General features: G+C 37.4%; 15 protein-coding genes. 14 read left to right on the top strand and 1 reads right to left on the bottom strand.

What is annotated here, in order from left to right; all coding sequences use genetic code 11:
* The first annotated feature begins 152 nt into the window (after positions 1 to 152).
* The 3 genes from HMPREF3103_RS07160 (at position 153) to typA (ending at position 5,553) form a co-directional block, all read left to right on the top strand.
* On the top strand, positions 153 to 653 hold the full coding sequence (locus HMPREF3103_RS07160) for a GNAT family N-acetyltransferase (protein WP_070438711.1): 501 nt from the start codon (positions 153 to 155) through the stop codon (positions 651 to 653).
* Positions 654 to 862: 209 nt separating this feature from the next.
* Entirely contained in the window at positions 863 to 3,517 is a 2,655-nt protein-coding gene (polA, locus tag HMPREF3103_RS07155) for a DNA polymerase I (RefSeq protein ID WP_070438707.1), read from the top strand.
* Positions 3,518 to 3,705: 188 nt separating this feature from the next.
* Positions 3,706 to 5,553: a translational GTPase TypA gene (typA, locus tag HMPREF3103_RS07150; RefSeq protein ID WP_005606625.1), complete on the top strand. Its 1,848-nt coding sequence runs from the start codon at positions 3,706 to 3,708 to the stop codon at positions 5,551 to 5,553.
* A 48-nt stretch (positions 5,554 to 5,601) separates the two neighbouring features.
* Here typA and HMPREF3103_RS07145 read toward each other — a convergent pair whose 3' ends face one another.
* A complete protein-coding gene (locus HMPREF3103_RS07145; RefSeq protein WP_070438704.1) occupies positions 5,602 to 6,456 on the bottom strand; it encodes a VOC family protein in 855 nt (284 codons plus the stop codon).
* 197 nt (positions 6,457 to 6,653) lie between these two features.
* Between HMPREF3103_RS07145 and HMPREF3103_RS07140 the strand changes: the two genes are divergently transcribed.
* The 11 genes from HMPREF3103_RS07140 to pknB all read left to right on the top strand — a co-directional run bounded on the left by HMPREF3103_RS07140 (position 6,654) and on the right by pknB (position 19,187).
* Positions 6,654 to 7,385 (top strand): alpha/beta hydrolase, encoded by a 732-nt coding sequence (locus HMPREF3103_RS07140; protein WP_070438701.1) that lies wholly within the window; start codon positions 6,654 to 6,656, stop codon positions 7,383 to 7,385.
* 94 nt (positions 7,386 to 7,479) lie between these two features.
* Positions 7,480 to 8,463, top strand: coding sequence for a Gfo/Idh/MocA family protein (locus HMPREF3103_RS07135; RefSeq protein ID WP_070438698.1), 984 nt, complete (start codon positions 7,480 to 7,482; stop codon positions 8,461 to 8,463).
* A complete protein-coding gene (locus tag HMPREF3103_RS07130) occupies positions 8,460 to 9,107 on the top strand; it encodes an HD domain-containing protein (RefSeq protein ID WP_070438695.1) in 648 nt (215 codons plus the stop codon). Before HMPREF3103_RS07135 ends, HMPREF3103_RS07130 begins: the two co-directional genes overlap by 4 nt.
* Before the next feature lie 94 nt (positions 9,108 to 9,201).
* Positions 9,202 to 10,569, top strand: coding sequence for an MATE family efflux transporter (locus HMPREF3103_RS07125; RefSeq protein ID WP_070438692.1), 1,368 nt, complete (start codon positions 9,202 to 9,204; stop codon positions 10,567 to 10,569).
* 198 nt (positions 10,570 to 10,767) lie between these two features.
* Positions 10,768 to 11,403: a guanylate kinase gene (gene gmk, locus HMPREF3103_RS07120; RefSeq protein WP_005606605.1), complete on the top strand. Its 636-nt coding sequence runs from the start codon at positions 10,768 to 10,770 to the stop codon at positions 11,401 to 11,403.
* A 17-nt stretch (positions 11,404 to 11,420) separates the two neighbouring features.
* Positions 11,421 to 11,636: a DNA-directed RNA polymerase subunit omega gene (gene rpoZ, locus HMPREF3103_RS07115; RefSeq protein ID WP_070438690.1), complete on the top strand. Its 216-nt coding sequence runs from the start codon at positions 11,421 to 11,423 to the stop codon at positions 11,634 to 11,636.
* Between the two features lie 129 nt (positions 11,637 to 11,765).
* On the top strand, positions 11,766 to 14,171 hold the full coding sequence (gene priA, locus HMPREF3103_RS07110; protein WP_070438688.1) for a primosomal protein N': 2,406 nt from the start codon (positions 11,766 to 11,768) through the stop codon (positions 14,169 to 14,171).
* Positions 14,172 to 14,180: 9 nt separating this feature from the next.
* Positions 14,181 to 15,137, top strand: coding sequence for a methionyl-tRNA formyltransferase (fmt, locus tag HMPREF3103_RS07105; RefSeq protein ID WP_005606600.1), 957 nt, complete (start codon positions 14,181 to 14,183; stop codon positions 15,135 to 15,137).
* Complete coding sequence (gene rsmB, locus HMPREF3103_RS07100; protein WP_070438685.1) at positions 15,130 to 16,452, top strand: 16S rRNA (cytosine(967)-C(5))-methyltransferase RsmB; 1,323 nt, start codon at positions 15,130 to 15,132, stop codon at positions 16,450 to 16,452. Before fmt ends, rsmB begins: the two co-directional genes overlap by 8 nt.
* A gap of 21 nt (positions 16,453 to 16,473) precedes the next feature.
* Complete coding sequence (locus HMPREF3103_RS07095) at positions 16,474 to 17,220, top strand: Stp1/IreP family PP2C-type Ser/Thr phosphatase (RefSeq protein WP_049555140.1); 747 nt, start codon at positions 16,474 to 16,476, stop codon at positions 17,218 to 17,220.
* Positions 17,220 to 19,187, top strand: coding sequence for a Stk1 family PASTA domain-containing Ser/Thr kinase (pknB, locus tag HMPREF3103_RS07090; protein WP_070438682.1), 1,968 nt, complete (start codon positions 17,220 to 17,222; stop codon positions 19,185 to 19,187). The genes HMPREF3103_RS07095 and pknB overlap by 1 nt, the downstream gene beginning before the upstream one ends.
* Positions 19,188 to 19,331: the final 144 nt, after the last annotated feature.

Raw genomic sequence — 19,331 nt, 5'->3', positions numbered from 1 at the left:
AAAATGTGTCCAGGATTCTGGGTACATATCAAAGTCAGGCTTTTTTTATAAACAATCAGTAGAAAAGTATGAATGTCTATTTTTATTAAAGAGATTTGATATTTATAAAAAGAATAAAATTTAAATAGAAGAGGATTTCAGGAGGTATTAAGATGGATTTAAGTAAATTATCTACAGTTTACAACATTAGAAGGATGGGGAGGAATGATTTACCTCTTATTTTGGATTTAGAAAATGGCAATCAATTGTATTTTAATTATTGTCCGCCAAAACCTAGTAAACAATCTTTATTAAATGATTTAAAAGCTCTTCCAGAAGGTAAAAACATAGATGATAAAATTTACATAGGCTTTTTTAAGGAAAATAGATTAGTTGCTATTATGGATTTCATTGTATCTTTTCCGATAAAAGAAACTATCTATATTGGACTTTTTATGATGGATTGTAAAGAGTCGGGACAAGGAAAGGGAAGCCTTATTATTAATGAGGTTTTAACAGCCTTTAGAGAAGAAGGATTTACTAAAGTAAGGCTTGCTTATATGAAAGGAAATCCTCAAAGTAAAAGATTTTGGGAAAAATGTGGTTTTACAGAAACTGGAATTGAAAGAGAGAACGAACATGGAAAAGCTGTCGTTTTAGAAAAAACATTATAAACAGTTTCAGATGAAATATATTCTTACCAAAAACAGTAGATCATATGATTTACTGTTTTTTTGTTTATCACGGTAAATATTTAAAACTAAAGGGTTCATAACGGGATTCACCTTTCAACTCTATTTACGGTTATCATCAAAAAGCTCTTTTTAGTGTTCACAAGTTTGTTTATTTGTTACACTGGTAATGACTTATTAGGAGGCATATTATGGCAAAACAAAAATTATTACTTGTAGACGGAAGTAGCTTAGCATTCCGCGCATTTTTCTCAATTTTAGATTTAAATCGTTTTAAAAATTCCAACGGCTTACATACAAACGCACTCTATTCATTTCACCGTATGTTTAAGTCCATTTTAGACTCTGAAAAACCTACACATGTACTTGTAGCATGGGATGCTGGAAAGACAACTTTCCGTACAGAAATGTATGCAGATTATAAAGGAGGACGTTCGAAAACTCCAGGGGAATTTATTGAACAGATGCCTTATTTTAATGTGCTTTTAGATGCATGGGGAATTCCTCATTATCGATTAAATCAATATGAAGCGGATGATATAATCGGCACTCTTGCAAGAAAAGGGGAAGAAGCAGGATATGAAGTCGTGGTTCTTTCAGGAGATAAAGACTTAATTCAGCTTGCAGACAATAATATCACTGTGAAAATAACGACAAAGGGAGTGACTGAACTGGTCGAATATACTCCTGAAGTGATTTTCGAAAAATATGGATTAACACCTGAACAAATTATCGACATGAAGGGATTAATGGGAGACTCTTCCGACAACTATCCTGGAGTTACAAAAGTCGGTGAAAAGACAGCCGTGAAGCTTCTTCAAGAATTTGGAAGTGTAGAAGGCATTTATGAACATGTCGATGAAATGAAAAAGAGTAAGTTGAAAGAAAACTTAATCAATGATAAAGAGTTGGCTTTTTTAAGTAAGAAACTAGCGCGCATTAATGTAGAGTCGCCAATCGAAATTACATTGGAAGATACACTTCGCAAGGAACAAGATGTGGATGCATTGATGTCGTTCTATAAGGAAATGAACTTCAATTCTTTCCAATCAGACCTATTAAATTCAGGCGGTGCGACTGTAGAAGAAGCACCTAAAGCCGAGCGTCCAACCGTCAAACGTGTGGCGCAGATTTCTGATAACATGCTTAAAAGTGCGACAAGTGTGCATTTTGAGACCCTTGAAGCGAATTATCATGTGGCAGAAGTGATTGCTGTTGCCTTCGGAAATGAAAAGAATGTCTTTGTGACCGATTTAGATACGGCAGTTGCTTCAGAAGTCTTTAAGAAATGGCTTTCGGATGCGTCTGTTGAGAAACATTTATTTGATACAAAAGCTGCAAAAGTACTTGCTCACCGCTTCGGCTTCGACTTAAAAGGTGCCAAATATGATGTGTCCCTTCTAGCATATCTAGTGGATACAAATGATATCGTGAAAGAAATTAGTGATGTGGCCCGTCGTGTCGATGTGACGATTCTTTCCAGTGACGAAGCAGTCTACGGAAAAGGCGTTAAAATCCAAATTCCTGAAGATAAAGAGGTTTGGAATCAGCATTTAGCAGCAAAAGTTTTTACAATTGCTAAGGCTCCTGAAAAACTATTGAAACGACTCGAAGAAAATGAACAAACACATCTCTATTGGGAAATGGAATTACCGTTGAGTGATATTTTAGCACGCATGGAAATTCAAGGAATTCGTGTCGATAGAGAGCGTTTGGTTGAGATGGGTTTGGAATTTGAAGCACGCCTTAAAGAGATTGAACAAGAAATTTACGAGCTAGCTGGTGAAGAGTTTAATATCAATTCGACCAAACAACTAGGCGTTATCTTATTTGAAAAGATGGGCTTACCAGTCATCAAGAAGACGAAGACTGGCTATTCAACAGCGGTAGATGTTTTGGAAAAATTGGCACACCAAGCTCCAATCGTAGAATTAATTTTAGAATATCGTCAATTAGCCAAATTAAATTCAACATATGTAGAAGGTCTACAAGCGTATATTCAAGAAGATGGTAAAATTCATACACGATTCATCCAAAACTTAACACAAACAGGTCGTCTTAGCTCAGTGGATCCAAACTTACAAAATATTCCGATTCGTACAAAAGAAGGTCGTCGTATCCGCTACGCGTTCTTGCCAGAACATGACGATTGGAAGATTCTCTCAAGTGACTATTCGCAAATTGAATTACGTGTTTTGGCGCATATTGCTGGCGATAAACATATGATAGAAGCCTTCAAGAATAATGTAGATATCCATACTAATACGGCAATGCGTGTATTTGGCATTTCAAATCCAGACGATGTGACCAGTGAAATGCGTCGCCAAGCCAAAGCCGTAAACTTTGGAATCGTGTATGGAATTAGTGATTATGGCTTGTCTCAAAACTTGAATATTTCCCGTAAGAGAGCTAAGGAATTTATCGACCGTTACTTGGAAGAGTTCCAAGGGGTAAAAGACTTCATGGAATCTATTGTGAAAGAAGCGCGTGAGAAAGATTATGTGGAAACCTTATTCCACCGTCGTCGCTACCTGCCAGATATTCATTCAAGTAACTTTAATTTACGTTCATTCGCAGAACGCACAGCGATGAACTCACCAATTCAAGGAAGCGCTGCAGATATCTTGAAAATGGCGATGATTGAATTGGACCGCGAAATGAGAGAACGAAAATTTAAAGCGAATTTATTATTACAAGTGCACGATGAGTTGATTTTCGAAGTGCCACAAGATGAATTAGAAAGTCTTCAAAGTTTAGTAGAAGAAGTCATGGAAAATGCCGTGAGCTTAAAAGTTCCACTACGAGCAGATAGCAATGTAGGGGACAACTGGTTTGAAGCAAAATAACTAAAAATATTATGGGCATCTCATCTTAACAAATGTAAGTTAGGGATGTCCATTGTGTTTTATCTTTTGAGTTTATAGCGTTTTTGTAGTATACTTTTTGAGTTAAGAGAAGAAGTTAAGGTGATGGAAGGGCTCTTTTAGCGTTCAGATTCCATCACTTTCATTTTGTCAATCAATGGAGGAAATACATGAAATTAAGAAATGATATTCGCAATATTGCTATTATCGCCCACGTTGACCACGGGAAAACAACACTTGTGGATGAATTATTAAAACAATCAGATACATTAGATGCACGAACAGAATTATCAGAACGTGCGATGGACTCAAACGATATCGAACGTGAACGTGGTATTACTATTTTGGCGAAAAATACAGCCGTTCAATATAAAGGAACTCGAATCAATATTATGGATACACCAGGACACGCGGACTTCGGTGGAGAAGTAGAACGTATCATGAAAATGGTAGACGGTGTAGTTCTTGTAGTGGATGCGTATGAAGGTACAATGCCTCAAACACGTTTCGTATTGAAAAAAGCATTAGAACAACATTTAACACCAATCGTCGTTGTAAACAAAATCGACCGTGACGCTGCTCGTCCAGAAGAAGTAGTTGATGAAGTATTAGAATTATTCATCGAATTAGGAGCAGATGATGATCAATTAGAATTCCCAGTGGTTTATGCTTCAGCATTAAACGGAACTTCAAGTTTATCTGACAACCCAGCTGACCAAGAAAAAACAATGGATTACTTATTCGATACGATTATCGAACATATTCCAGCTCCAGTGGACAACTCAGATGAACCATTACAATTCCAAGTATCCTTATTAGACTATAATGACTACGTTGGACGTATCGGTATCGGTCGTGTATTCCGTGGAACAATTAAAGTTGGGGACCAAGTAACGTTATTAAAATTAGACGGAACAAAGAAAAACTTCCGTGTTACTAAATTATTTGGTTTCTTCGGGTTAAATCGTTTAGAAATCAATGAAGCAAAAGCAGGGGACTTAATCGCTGTATCTGGTATGGAAGATATCTTCGTCGGAGAAACAGTAACTCCAGTAGATTCACATGAAAGCTTACCAGTATTACACATTGACGAACCAACATTACAAATGACATTCTTGACAAACAACTCACCATTTGCGGGTCGAGAAGGGAAATTTGTAACCGCACGTAAGATTGAAGAACGTTTAATGCGTGAATTACACACAGACGTATCACTAAAAGTAGAACCAACTGATTCACCAGATGCATGGATTGTATCAGGTCGTGGAGAATTACACTTATCAATCTTAATCGAAAACATGCGTCGTGAAGGATACGAATTACAAGTATCTCGTCCGGAAGTAATTATTAAAGAAATCGATGGCGTAAAATGTGAACCATTTGAACGCGTACAAATCGATACTCCTGAAGAATACATGGGTTCAATCATCGAATCATTAAGTAACCGTAAAGGTGAAATGCAAGATATGCAACACAATGATAACGGACAAGTTCGTATCGTCTTCTTAGTTCCAGCACGTGGATTATTAGGATATACAACTGAATTCTTATCAATGACACGTGGTTACGGAATTATGAACCACACATTCGATCAATACTTACCATACATTCCAACAAGCATCGGCGGACGTCGTAATGGGGCACTTGTTTCAACAGATACAGGTAAAGCAACGACTTACGGTATTATGGGTGTTGAAGAACGTGGTGTGATTTTCACTGAACCAGGTACTGAAATTTACGAAGGAATGATTGTTGGGGAACACTCTCGTGAAAACGACTTAGCGGTTAACATTACGAAAGCAAAACAACAAACAAATATCCGTTCAGCAACGAAAGACCAAACTTCAGTCATCAAGACTCCTAAGAAATTATCTCTTGAAGAGTCATTAGAATTCTTGTCAGACGATGAGTACTGCGAAATTACTCCAGAAACCATTCGTTTAAGAAAACAAATTCTAAATAAAGGTGAACGTGAAAAAGCCAATAAACGTAAAAAACAAGCTGAATCAGAAAACTAATTTGAATAGAAAAAGGTGGATGCATTGCATCCACCTTTTTGTATATCTTTAGTTATTTAATGTAACGCGAACTGTAATACCGTTGTTGTCGGTAATATCGACTTCTTTTTCGCCACGCTTTTCAACAGTAGTAGCAATAACCGTTGCTTTTTGAAGAATCTCTTTAAACACTGAAGCGTCGTTTGTTTCAACCGTATAATATGCAAGCCCTGGAATATTTTTGACGCGAACATCTAGATGAGGGCCTCCCCATTGGTTCACGGCAAGATGATGATGATAATCGCCAGAAGCAATCCAGCTTCCTGAAGGAACTGAGAATTTATCTTCTACTGGAAGGAGAGTAGTTAAGTATTCCATCGTCTCTTTTGAATTCCGTGCTGATAGGTGAACGTGCCCCATACGTGTTCCTTCGGGCATTTGATAAGGAATAGTGTCATGACCAAGTTCATAGATTTCTTGACCAGCCATTTCCTCAGTGACACCAATAATTCTTCCATCTTCACGAATATCCCAGACGCTTACTGGTTTATCGTGGTATACTTCAATTCCGTTTCCCTCGAAATCTTCAAGATAAATCGCTTCGCTATAACCATGGTCCGCGGCGCCGACGAGTGGAAGAGACGTATGAACAGCATGTCTTAAGAAGTCGCCAAGCGCTTCTCTGGTTGGAAGGTGAATGGCTAAGTGGTATAGACCATAACTTTCTTTAACATTCTTATCAGTATCCGTTTGAATAAGGCGAACAAGTGGGGTTTTTCCAACGCCTAACAATACTTCTGTGTCTGACTGAGTTAAGATTTGGAGGCCAAGCCCTTTTGTATAAAATTCAGTTTCCTGCAATAGATGATTGACATTTAGTGCCACTTCATTTAATTTAATTTGGCTATTATATAATGGGTACATTTTCATTCCTTCTTTCTTATTTATATGAGTCTAGTATACACTTTAATATTAAAATGACAATTAACTTGCTCATGAAATTTTCAATAGAAAAAGTTAAGTTATACCGTATACGGTATAACTTGTATTAGGCGTATTGTGTTTTTACATATTGTTGTAGTATCCTTATAGTAGTAGGTTTATAGAGAGAAGAGATGACAATGACAAAGCAAAGAAAAATCATGTACGGATTTTTCGGAGTCCTATTTGCATTTATACTGTTAGCACTTGGGCTGATTCAAATGTTTACGTATCGAGCGACACCTGAGGCACAAGAGACATGGAATATCTCCGCATTTGAACAAAAAAATAACTGGACTCATTTCGAAGTAACAGGAGAGAAAAAAGGGACGCTTTTATTTTATACGGGTGCTTTAGTTGAACCGCAGGCTTATGCGAAATTAGCAGATGGACTTGCTAAAGAAGGAATCGAAGTATACATTATTTCCTCTCAATTGAATTTACCGGTATTGGATAATGGGGCGATGGCCACTATCGTGAAAGAAGAGCACTTAGATAAAGTGTTTGTCGGAGGGCACTCACTAGGCGGTGTTGTTTCTACTATTGAAGCGAAAAAACTAAATGAAATTGATAAAGTAGCAGGATTAATTTTACTAGCAAGTTATCCAGATCAAAGTACGGATATTAGCGACACTCAAATTCCTGTATTATCGATTACGGCTTCGAATGATAAAATATTGAAACAAGAAAAATATGAAGATGCGAAGTCACGTTTGCCAGAGTCTACACTCTATACAACGATTGAGGGTGGGAATCATAGTGGTTTTGGACTATATGGTCAGCAAAACGGCGATGGTACAGCTACGATGAGTGCCGAAGAACAACAAAAACAATTAGTTCAACTGATTAAGCAATTTATTGTATCTCATTAAGCTAGGCTTCGGTCTAGCTTTTTTTTATGCTTAGGTTGTGTTTTAGTTACGAGGCAGGTATCATGGTAGTAAGAAATTTTTGGAGGTAGAATGTATGCAACAAAAAGTAACAAAGAACTGGGTCACTATCGGAACTGGTGTGATTGCTAATGAATTAGCAGTAGCACTAGAATCATTGAACGGAAAACTATACGGGGTTGCTAACCGCACCTATACAAATGCTGTGAAATTTGCAGAAAAATATGGCATTGAAAAAGTATATAACGAAATTGATGAGGTATTTACAGATCCGACAGTGGATATTATTTATATTTCTACTCCGCATAACACGCATATTCACTATCTAAAAAAGGCATTGGCTACTGGAAAGCATGTACTATGTGAAAAGGCCATTACGTTAAACAGTGAAGAATTAGAAGAAGCATTGCAACTCGCTAAAGAAAATAATGTTGTTTTGGCTGAAGCGATGACGCTTTACCATATGCCAGTCTACAAACAATTAAGTAAAGCAGCTGAGAATCTTGGGGAACTTCGTATGATTCAAATGAACTTCGGAAGCTATAAAGATTATGATATGACGAATCGATTTTTTAATCGCAATCTTGCAGGAGGTGCATTACTGGATATTGGAGTATACGCCTTGTCTTGCATTCGCTACTTCATGAGCGAGGCGCCAAGTTCAATGGTTTCTCAAGTTAAAATAGCGCCAACAGGTGTGGATGAACAAGCAGGTATCGTGTTGACAAATGATGCAGGAGAAATGGCGACTGTTACGATGACACTCCATGCTAAACAGCCAAAACGTGGAGTCATTGCATATGACAAAGGGTATATTGAGATTGTTGATTACCCACGCGCGCATAAAGCAACGATTACATATACGGAAGATGGACGCGTTGAAACCTTTGAAGATGAATTGGGATTGGATGCCTTAGCTTATGAAGTACTCGATATGGAGGCAACAATCGATACAGGAGTAGACCACATGCATCTTGAATATACGGTCGATGTGATGAAAATCATGACAGACTTACGCCGTGAATGGGGAATCAAGTATCCAGAGGAAGAGGAAGCATGAAGCAACAAGAACAATTAAAAGCGATGGAACAATATGCAAAAAGAGTGCTTAGTGCAGATACAACGGGGCACGATTGGTCGCATATTAAACGCGTCGTCAATACGGCAAAGACGATTGCGAAAGCGGAAGGAGCAGACTTATTTATTTGTGAAGCTGCAGCGCTACTCCATGATGTTATCGATGATAAGATTGTCAAAGATCCTATAGTTGCATTGAAGGAATTAAAAGAATTTCTAATTTCTATTGAAGTGACTCCTGAACAAGTTGAAGCCATTGAGTTGATTATTACGAGAATGTCGTTTAAGAATCATAAAGAACAACAAGAACTTTCTCTTGAAGGAAAAGTGGTGCAAGACGCTGACCGATTAGATGCCATTGGTGCCATCGGAATTGCCAGAGTGATGTGTTACTCTGGAAGTACAGGAAGACCAATGCACAATCCGGAAATGAAGCCGCGAGAGGAGTTGACTCCTGAAGAATATCGAAACGGTGAATCTACAGCAATCATGCACTTCTATGAAAAACTATTGAAGTTAAAAGATTTGATGAATACCAAATATGGTAATGAATTGGCAAAAGGGCGGCATGAATTTTTAGAAACGTACTTAGAGCAATTTTATGCTGAATGGGATGGAAAACGATAAAAGACGTAAGCGACAAATTTTTGTCGCTTATTTGTTTTGAAGGAAAAATAGGTGTAAAATAGTAACTACATTTTAAAGTGAGAGGATTGGTTGCGTGGAAGTAGAGCAACAACTAACCAATAAAGAACTAAGAAAAAATATATTTGTCATTGTATGGCCAGTATTTGTGGAAGTACTTCTTGGAGCGCTTTTTGGAATGATCGACATGATGATGGTTGGGAAGGTGCCTGGAGACACTGCTGCAGCCGTTTCTGCAGTTGGGATGACAAACCAGCCGATGTTCCTTGGTTTAAGTTTGATTCAAGCGTTAAACGTTGGTGGTACTGCTATTATTGCTCGGTATTTTGGTGCGAAAAAGTATAATCGTATGGGAAGTATCTTGAAGCATGTAATGATTCTTGCGATGCTTTTCTGTGTGACACCTGTAGTTATTTTAATGTTTATCTTCGCTCCAGAAATTTTATCACTGATGGGTGCAGATGAAACGGTTATTAATGTCGGGTTAAACTACTTTAGAATTGTCACAATCGGATTTATCTTCCAATCACTATCGTTTACTGTAACGGCAGCACTTCGAGGAATCGGTGAAACAAAAATTCCAATGAAGAATAATATTATTGCGAATAGTTGTAATGTGTTAGGGAATGCCATTTTGATTTATGGAATGTTTGGATTCCCGGCCTTAGGTGTTACTGGTGCTGCGATTTCGACCGCTTTATCAAATCTGATTGCGATGGGATTAAACATCCGTTATATCTTGTCAGGAAAGAGTGTCTTGAAACTGGATTTTAAAGAAAAATTTAAGTTTAACATCAATGTGATGCGCGATTTGGTGCGTATCGGAATCCCGACAGCATTAGAACAAATGGCGCTTCGTTTTGGCGTTATCATGTTCTTGAAGATTGTTTCTGGTTTAGGAAACAATGTATATGCGGCGCACCAAATTGCTCTGAATGTACTTTCTCTGTCCTACTCTCCGGCGCAAGCTTTCGGAATTACAGCATCGTCATTAATGGGACAATCGCTTGGGGCTAAAAATGAAAAATTGGCAGAGCGCTACACAAAAATGTGTCAGCGAATTGGTCTGGCTTTAGCGATTATGATGTCTGCTTCGATTTATTTTGGTGCAACCTTGTTAGCGGGAATGTATACGGATAATATAGAAATTATTCAAAATACAGTGATTGCTTTATCTATTGTTGCATTTGTTCAACCATTCCAAAGTCATCAACTAATTACTTCGGGAGCTCTACGTGGGGCAGGAGATACCGTTTGGCCACTGATTGCGATTTTCATCGGATCATGTGTGATTCGATTAAGTTTAGGATATGTATTTGTAAATTTCTTTGAATGGGGGCTTGCTGGTGCATGGTATGCAGTATTTATAGATCAATTTATTCGAGATATGATTATTCTACTTCGATTTAGAAGCGGCCGATGGAAAAACATCCGAATTGCATAAAGCTAGGGCTGGAATTTTCCAGCCTTTTTGTTTTGAGCATGAATCATGCGGATTAGTTTACTGAAATGTTAGAAAATCAAAAGAAAACTTATGGAGATTGATTTTTTATTGATTTTCTATCATTTTTGATTGGTGCAGCAACGGTGTTTGTGATACTATAGTAGAAAGATGTAAAGAGATTGGAGTTTTCAAACGATTATGGCAAGAAAAGGTTTATTAATCGTTTTATCTGGGCCTTCAGGTGTCGGAAAAGGAACAGTACGCGCAGCTATTTTTGCAAAAGGCAATCAAAAATTTGTGTACTCAGTATCTGCAACGACTCGTAAGCCAAGACCAGGTGAAGTGGATGGAAAAGATTATTTCTTCAAATCTAGAGAAGAATTTGAAGCGATGATTGAAAATAAAAAATTATTAGAATACGCGGAGTATGTAGGAAACTACTATGGAACACCTTTAGAATATGTGCAAGAAACATTAGATAAAGGAAAAGATGTATTCTTAGAAATCGAAGTTCAAGGAGCGCTTCAAGTTCGCGAAGCGATGCCAGACGGGGTGTTTATTTTCTTAACACCACCTGATTTACATGAACTAGAATCTCGCATCGTAAACCGTGGAACAGATTCAGACGAAGTGATTAAAAATCGTATGAAGGTTGCTAGAGAAGAACTTTGTTTGATGAAGTATTATGATTACTCTGTTGTTAATGATAAAGTAGAAAATGCGGTTCAACAAATTGAAGCTATTATTCAAACTGAACATTTACGAATTCAAAGAAATATAGAGAGTATTGAAGAGTTTGAAGATGAGTTAGAAGAAATTTTAGAGGAAGAGTAGAAAGAGGGAAAGTTGTTATGATGTTATACCCATCAATCGATAAGTTACTAAAAAAAATCGATTCAAAATATTCATTAGTAATTCTTTCAAGTAAACGTGCGCATGAATTACACCACCATGAACCACCATTGTTAGAAAGCTATGAATCACATAAAAATGTTGGTCGTGCGTTAGAAGAAATCGCAACTGGAAAATTAACTATCCGTGAAGACAGCAAACCAGAACATGTATAAATTAAATATATAGTCAAGGGGGTTCCCCTTGGCTTTTTATTTTTGCAGTAGAGAAGTATAGCGTAGGCAACAACAAAATGAAGTTCAATATGGTATAATAAATAGTAAAACAATTTTGGAGGTGAAAAGATGTATGCAAAAGTAATCGTTGATGTACCAGTCATTCAAGTAAATCGTCCTTTTGATTATCATGTCCCTGAAATATTACAAGAGAGCATTGAAGTTGGAATGCGTGTTGCTGTTCCATTTGGGGGACGTAGTATTTCTGGATTTGTTTTGGCTCTTAGTGATGAAGTTGATTTCGACGGAGAAATAAAAGATATTTTGCATTTAATGGATTTAGATCCCGTCTTGTCACCAGAGATGATTGAGTTAGGCGCCTATTTATCGAAGAAAGTTCATGCATTCCTCATTCAATGCTATCAAACTATGCTTCCAGCGATGTTGAAGTCTAATTATGAAAAACGATTTGTATTAGTGAATCCAAAAGAGAATGAAGATGTATTTCGAGAAATTTTCCATTATGAGAACACATTACTTTATACAGATGACCTACCACAAGAACAACTAAAACGGTTGATGAAGTTAAAAAAAGAAGGCGTTGTAGTTATCGAGACGGTTGTGAAAGACCGTGCCAAGGTGAAAACGGAAGACTGGATTCGATTGAACTACGTGATGCAAGAGTATGAGGAGTTTATTCCTACGCTTTCTGCACGTGCTAAGAAGAAAATATCGCTCTTAAAGACTCTCGCTTCGATGGAAAGAATGGAAATCCAGAAGAAAAGTTTCTTAGAAGATACAGATTTTACAACGGCTGATTTAAAATTTGCAGTAGAGCATAATTGGATTACGATAGTTCAAAAAGAAGTAAGTCGCGATCCGTATAAGGGAAGATTCTTTAAGAAGAGTCTTCCGTTTCAATTGAATGAGGGACAGCAACTGGCATTTGATAGAGTAAAAGAAGAATCTATCGATCCACATAACTCAAAAGTATATTTATTAGAAGGCGTTACTGGTTCTGGGAAAACGGAGGTTTATTTGCAATGGATTAGTGAAGTTATTGCAAAAGGGCAAAGTGCGATGATGCTTGTTCCTGAAATTGCTTTAACACCTCAGATGGTCGAACGATTTAAGTCTCGCTTTGGAGATAGGGTTGCTGTTCTACATAGTGGACTGAGCACAGGCGAAAAATTTGATGAATGGAGAAAAATCAAGAATAAAGAAGCAGATATTGTTGTTGGAGCACGTTCTTCTATTTTTGCTCCATTAGAAAATATTGGCATTATTATTTTAGATGAGGAACATGAAACCTCTTATAAACAGGATGAATCTCCTAGATATCACGCAAGAGATATCGCAATTTGGAGGGGTGAATTCCATCACTGTCCTGTAGTGTTAGGGAGTGCAACTCCTAGTTTAGAATCAAGAGCTCGAGCGCAAAAAGGAGTCTATACTCTTCTGAAACTAACCAAAAGAGCTAAAGAACAAATTCTTCCAGAAGTGCATTTAATTGATATGAGAAATGAATTTATTCATCAGAAAGGATCGTTTTCTCAAACCTTATTAAAAGCAATCGAAAATCGATTGGAAAAGAAAGAGCAAACGGTTTTGCTATTAAATCGAAGAGGCTATTCCTCTTTTGTATTATGCAGGGATTGCGGTTATGTTTTAGAATGTCCAAACTGCGATATTTCGTTAACACTTCATATGGATACGAAAACAATGAAGTGTCATTATTGTGGACATGAAGAGAGAATCCCAACTTTTTGTCCTAAGTGTCAAAGTCGACAAATTCGTTACTTTGGAACTGGAACTCAGAAAGTTCAAGAGGAATTGCAAGAGGTATTCCCAGACGCTCGTATTGTAAGAATGGATGTGGATACGACAAGACGTAAAGGACAGCATGAAGCGATTCTGAAACAGTTTGAGAATCAAGAAGCAGATATTTTAATTGGAACCCAAATGATTGCCAAAGGCCTAGACTATCCAAACGTAACGCTCGTTGGAGTGATTAATGCAGATACGGCACTAAATATACCTGATTTTAGAAGTTCGGAAAAAACATTCCAACTGCTCACACAAGTTTCAGGTCGTGCAGGACGTGGGGAGAAACCGGGTGAAGTATTTATTCAAACCTATAATCCAACACATTACGCGATTCAATTAGCACAAGGACATCATTATGAACGATTCTTCGAAACAGAAATGCGAATGCGTCATATGGCTAACTATCCACCATATTTCTTTACGACGATGATTACGTTTTCTAGTGAAGAAGAAGGAGTGGCGTTGAAGAAAGCTATCGAAGTTCATAAGTCATTGATGGCAAATGTGTCACCAAAAGCAGTTGTGTTAGGTCCAACTGCTAAATCGATTGCGAGAATGAACAACCGTTATTATTTCCAAATCATTGTGAAATACAAAAATGAGCCGCAGCTGCAAGAGTTTTTGGAGCAATTGATGATTGAAACGCAAGAGATTGGTTCGAAGAAAATACTTATGACAATTGATATGGAACCACAACATTTCTTATAGAGGTGAACAATGAAGAAAGTTATTTTTATGGGAACGCCGGAATTTTCTACAGGCGTTTTGAAACGATTAATTGAAGAGAAAACAGTTGAAGTGATTGCTGTTGTGACACAACCAGACCGTGCAGTTGGACGTAAGAAAATCATTACTCCGACTCCTGTGAAGGTAGTTGCATTAGAGCATGATATTCCTGTCTACCAACCAGAAAAATTAAGTGGATCACAGGAATTGGAAGAGTTAATGCAACTAGATGCAGATTTAATTGTAACGGCTGCATATGGTCAATTCTTGCCAACGAAGTTTTTAAACTTCCCACGTTTTGGTGCGGTGAACGTTCATGCGTCACTCTTACCAAAATATCGTGGTGGAGCTCCGATTCATTATGCGATTATGAATGGTGACAAAGAAACTGGCGTAACGATTATGCGCATGGTTGCGAAGATGGATGCCGGTGCGATTATTTCGCAACGTGCGATTCCAATTACTGGTGAAGATGACGTTGCAAGTATGTTTGAAAAATTAAGTGTCGTTGGAGCAGACTTACTAATCGAAACATTACCAGAGATATTTGCCGGAACGATTACTGAAGTGGAGCAAGATGAAGCATTAGTATCATTCTCTCCAAATATTTCAAGAGAGCAAGAGCAAATCGATTGGAATAAAACAGCGACTGAAGTAGATTGCTTTGTACGAGGCTTACGTCCATGGCCAACTTCATTTACGGTTTTAAATGGAAATCGTGTGAAGATGTGGGGAGTTTCTTTAACGGATAAACAAACCGCTAAAACTCCTGGAAGCTTATTTATAGATGGTGGACGTCTATATGTGGCTTGTGGTGGCGGAACAGTGCTTGAAATTACACGTCTTCAACCAGCAGGAAAAGCTCAAATGGACGCGAAGGCGTTTATCAATGGATTTTCTGAATGGTTGAAGAATGATGCGATTTTTGAGGGATTAAACCATGAGTAATGTACGTGATATTTGCGTAGAATTATTAACAAATGTAGAAAAAAATCAAGCGTACTCGACTGTCGCGTTTCAAAATGTGTTGCAAAAACATAAATTGGATGTAAGAGATAGAGGACTATTAACGGAATTGTTTTACGGTACGATTCAACGTAAATTGACATTAGACTTCTATTTAAAACCATTTATCGAGAAACAAAAGAAAATGGAACTATGGGTGCTAAGTTTACTGCGAATGACTGTATATCAAATGGCGTATCTTGACCGAGTCCCTGATCATGCTGCTATTTTTGAAGCTGTACAAATTGCTAAAAAACGTGGTCATCAAGGGATTGCGAAATTCGTCAATGGTGTTCTTAGAAATGTTCAACGTTCTGGATTCGATGGAGTTTCTTCTATTAAAGATGAACGTGAACGTTTGAGTGTTGAATTTAGCATGCCACGCTGGATTGTAGAATTATTATTTGAACAATACGGAGAAGTGGCAAGAGAGATTTTCCCAAGTTTAAATATTGCGCCGCATTTAAGTGCGCGTATTCAAAATCCAGAGATGTCAGTTGAAGAAGTGCAAACTCTTCTAAGAGAAGAAGGGGTAATGGTTCAAGAAAGTAAGTTATCTCCTCGAGCAGTGATTGTCGAAGAAGGAGATTTACTAGGGTCGAAAGCATTCAAAGATGGTATCGTTACGGTTCAAGACGAGTCATCCTCATTAGTGGCTCAAGTAGGAAAACTTCAACCTGGATATAAAGTGCTTGATACATGTGCTGCTCCTGGAGGGAAAACCACTCATTTTGCAAGTTATCTTGTGGCTGAAGAGGGTGGACTTGTTGAGGCGTTGGATTTGCATGAGAATAAATTACGCAAAATTCATCAAAACGCAAAACGCCTTGGGGTAGAAGACAGAATTCATACTCATGCACTCGATGCTAGAAAAGTAGGAGAACTTTTTGAAAAAGAAAGTTTTGATGCAGTATTTGTAGATGCCCCATGTTCTGGTTTAGGCCTCATGCGCCGGAAACCAGATATAAAATACACAAAAAATAGTGAAGATTTAACAAAATTACAAATAATACAGTTGGAAATTTTATCATCAGTTGCTACAATGGTAAAGAACGGTGGAAAATTGATTTATTCAACTTGCACGATTAATAAAAGAGAGAATGAGGAAGTCGTTCTTAAGTTTTTAGCCAATCATCCGGATTTTGAATTACAACCAATAGAAGAGTTTGGGTGTTCTAATGAAAATCCGATGCTTACCATATTGCCGCATGAATATCACACAGATGGTTTTTTCATTGCAAGAATGGTAAGAAAATAGATTCGCAACAGGAGGGAAAATATGGAGATAGCCATCAAGAGTGACGTTGGGCAAAGACGTACGTTAAACGAAGATGCTGCCGGATATTTTTTGAATACTCAAAATGTGCCACTTATCGTTGTTTGCGATGGGATTGGCGGCCATAATGCCGGGGATGTAGCTAGTGCTATGGCATTATCTCATTTGGGAAAACGTTGGGAAGAAGAAAGTATTACGGATACAGAAGCGGCCTACCAATGGCTGGTTAAAAATATTCAGGCTGAAAATGATCGTGTCTTTCAGAAAGCAAACCAATATCGTGAATTGGATGGGATGGGGACGACAATTGTTGCAGCAGTAATCATTGATTCTGAATTATTAGTAGCAAATGTTGGAGACAGTCGAGCTTATTTATATCGCAATTTTCAAATTAAGCAATTAACGGAAGATCATACACTCGTACAAGAATTAGTGAAATCTGGAGAGATTACTGAAGAGGAAGCAAAAAGACATCCTCAAAGAAATATTGTTACTCAGTCTTTGGGAATTACTTTGAATGTCCAAATAGATTTTGTACGTGTGACTTTAAAAAATGAGGATACGATTTTACTTTGTTCAGACGGATTGTCTAACATGTTAGAAGATCAATATATAAAAGAAATATTAGGTAATTATTCTGATGTAAATACACAAGCTCAAAAAGCGGTCTTAGCTGCTAACGAAGCAGGTGGACGGGATAATATTACCGTGGCGATTGCCAAATATTTGGTGAGAGAGGAGGTAGCATAATGTTTGAATCGGGGAAGACAATCGGAGGTCGATATAAGATTCAGTCTCATGTGGGAACTGGTGGTATGGCCACAGTTTACTTGGCAAGAGATTTAATTTTAGAGCGACCTGTTGCTGTGAAAGTACTTAGATTTGATTTTCACTCAAATGAAGCAGCAATGAGACGTTTTCAAAGAGAGGCACAATCAGCAACTCAATTAGTTCATCCTAATATTGTAGGAGTCTATGATGTAGGAGAAGAAAATGGAACCCATTATATTGTGATGGAATACGTCGAAGGAACCGATTTGAAAGAATATATTCGAGAAAGAGGGCCTCTACCGCCACGAGAAGCAGTACGTATTATGACACAAATTGTTTCTGCTATAGAGGTGGCTCATCAAAATAGAATTATTCATCGCGACATTAAACCTCAAAATATTTTGATTGATAAACATGGTGATGTTAAAATTACGGATTTTGGGATTGCGATTGCATTATCGGAGACTTCGCTTACTCAAACAAATACGTTATTAGGATCTGTTCATTATTTATCTCCGGAACAAGCTAGAGGCGGAATGGCTACGATTCGAAGTGATATATATGCTCTTGGAATTGTTCTGTATGAATTGTTAGTTGGTGAGGTTCCTTTTGAAGGGGAGTCTGCTGTATCAATTGCTCTAAAGCATTTTCAAGAACCACTTCCGCGAATTTCATTAATGTTACCAACAGTTCCTCAAAGCTTAGAAAATGTCGTTCTTAAAGCAACTGCAAAAGAACCTTTGGACCGTTATAATAGTTGTGAAGAGATGCTGGAGGATTTACAAACGTGTTTAAATCCTGAAAGGCTTAATGAACCGATGTTTAAACCCACTACATTGAATCAGGAAACAAAAGTTTTACAACCAATTGCTACAGGAGCCATACCTCGAAAAATCCCAACTTCGAGTAAAGAAGTTCCTGAAATTCAATTTGATGAAGAAAAGAAGCCTATTACTCAAGAGCCGAAGAAAAAAAGAAAAAAATGGCCTTGGATTTTACTACTTCTTATAACCCTTATTGGGGCAGCTGCCATTTTTGCTTATATTCAATCTGCGCCAAAAGAAGTTACTATTCCTGATTTGAGTAAGTACACAGAAGCTGAAGCAAAAGTAAAATTAGCAGATTTGAATCTGGAAATTTCTGATGTTCAAAAAGTTAAATCAGATACAGTGGAAGAAGGAAAAGTGGTCGAAACTAATCCTAAAGCCGGAAGTAAAGTTAGAGAAAAATCAAAAGTAGTTTTAAAAGTTAGTGCCGGGAAAGATACGGTGACGATAGGAAACTACGTTGGTAATACATTCGATAAAGCAAAAGATGAACTTCAAAAATTAGGGATTGCTGTAGAGAAGAAAGAAATCTATTCTGATACAGTCGAAGCTGGTAAAGTTACAGAACAAAGTATCGCAAAGGATCAAAAGGTTGTTGCGAAGGAAACAAAGATGATTTTGACAGTTTCGAAAGGCAAAGAACCAGTGACCTTAGTCAACTTAAAAGGCTACACTCGTTCAGGAGTTCAAGAATACGCTAAACAGAATGGACTAAAACTTCAAATTACTGAAGAAAATAGTAATGAGACAGAAGATACAGTTATTAAACAGTCTCCAGCAGAAGGGGCCACTTTAAAACAAGGAGATACATTAACGGTTGTTATTTCAAAAGGGAAAGGGGAAAGAGTCGTTAGTCGTAAGTTTACGATTCCTTATGAAGAAAAGAAACAAGCGAATAATGGAAATGGAAACCATACTTCAACTCAAGAGAAACAACCGAATACGGTCGAAGTATTTATTCAGGATGCTAATAATAATATAAATACGGCTTATCGATCGTTCAAAATAACGGAAACAACAACAATTAGTATTGATTTCACCTTTAATAATCAAGTGAATAGTGGTAAATACATCATTAAAAAAGATGGAGTAACGATTGATACCGGTGTTGTTCAGTAAGAGGTTATCATAGAGACAGAGTCTACGTTTTTAATAGTTAGACTCTGTTTTCTTTTCTAATAAAAATATATTAAAAAATTCATGTCCATTTTAGTTGCAAACCAAATCTGAATATGATAAATTAATATCACTGTGAAGCGAACG

It is taken from the genome of Granulicatella sp. HMSC30F09, assembly GCF_001806915.1.
Classification (GTDB): domain Bacteria; phylum Bacillota; class Bacilli; order Lactobacillales; family Aerococcaceae; genus Granulicatella; species Granulicatella adiacens.
This window is presented reverse-complemented; position numbering and strand designations above follow the sequence as displayed.

What these genes read in the sequence shown, in the direction of transcription:
- HMPREF3103_RS07160 (WP_070438711.1), top strand. Translation starts at nt 153, where the DNA reads ATGGATTTAAGTAAATTATCTACAGTTTACAACATTAGAAGGATGGGG.
- polA (WP_070438707.1), top strand. Translation starts at nt 863, where the DNA reads ATGGCAAAACAAAAATTATTACTTGTAGACGGAAGTAGCTTAGCATTC.
- typA (WP_005606625.1), top strand. Translation starts at nt 3,706, where the DNA reads ATGAAATTAAGAAATGATATTCGCAATATTGCTATTATCGCCCACGTT.
- HMPREF3103_RS07145 (WP_070438704.1), bottom strand. Translation starts at nt 6,456, where the DNA reads ATGTACCCATTATATAATAGCCAAATTAAATTAAATGAAGTGGCACTA.
- HMPREF3103_RS07140 (WP_070438701.1), top strand. Translation starts at nt 6,654, where the DNA reads ATGACAAAGCAAAGAAAAATCATGTACGGATTTTTCGGAGTCCTATTT.
- HMPREF3103_RS07135 (WP_070438698.1), top strand. Translation starts at nt 7,480, where the DNA reads ATGCAACAAAAAGTAACAAAGAACTGGGTCACTATCGGAACTGGTGTG.
- HMPREF3103_RS07130 (WP_070438695.1), top strand. Translation starts at nt 8,460, where the DNA reads ATGAAGCAACAAGAACAATTAAAAGCGATGGAACAATATGCAAAAAGA.
- gmk (WP_005606605.1), top strand. Translation starts at nt 10,768, where the DNA reads ATGGCAAGAAAAGGTTTATTAATCGTTTTATCTGGGCCTTCAGGTGTC.
- rpoZ (WP_070438690.1), top strand. Translation starts at nt 11,421, where the DNA reads ATGATGTTATACCCATCAATCGATAAGTTACTAAAAAAAATCGATTCA.
- priA (WP_070438688.1), top strand. Translation starts at nt 11,766, where the DNA reads ATGTATGCAAAAGTAATCGTTGATGTACCAGTCATTCAAGTAAATCGT.
- fmt (WP_005606600.1), top strand. Translation starts at nt 14,181, where the DNA reads ATGAAGAAAGTTATTTTTATGGGAACGCCGGAATTTTCTACAGGCGTT.
- rsmB (WP_070438685.1), top strand. Translation starts at nt 15,130, where the DNA reads ATGAGTAATGTACGTGATATTTGCGTAGAATTATTAACAAATGTAGAA.
- HMPREF3103_RS07095 (WP_049555140.1), top strand. Translation starts at nt 16,474, where the DNA reads ATGGAGATAGCCATCAAGAGTGACGTTGGGCAAAGACGTACGTTAAAC.
- pknB (WP_070438682.1), top strand. Translation starts at nt 17,220, where the DNA reads ATGTTTGAATCGGGGAAGACAATCGGAGGTCGATATAAGATTCAGTCT.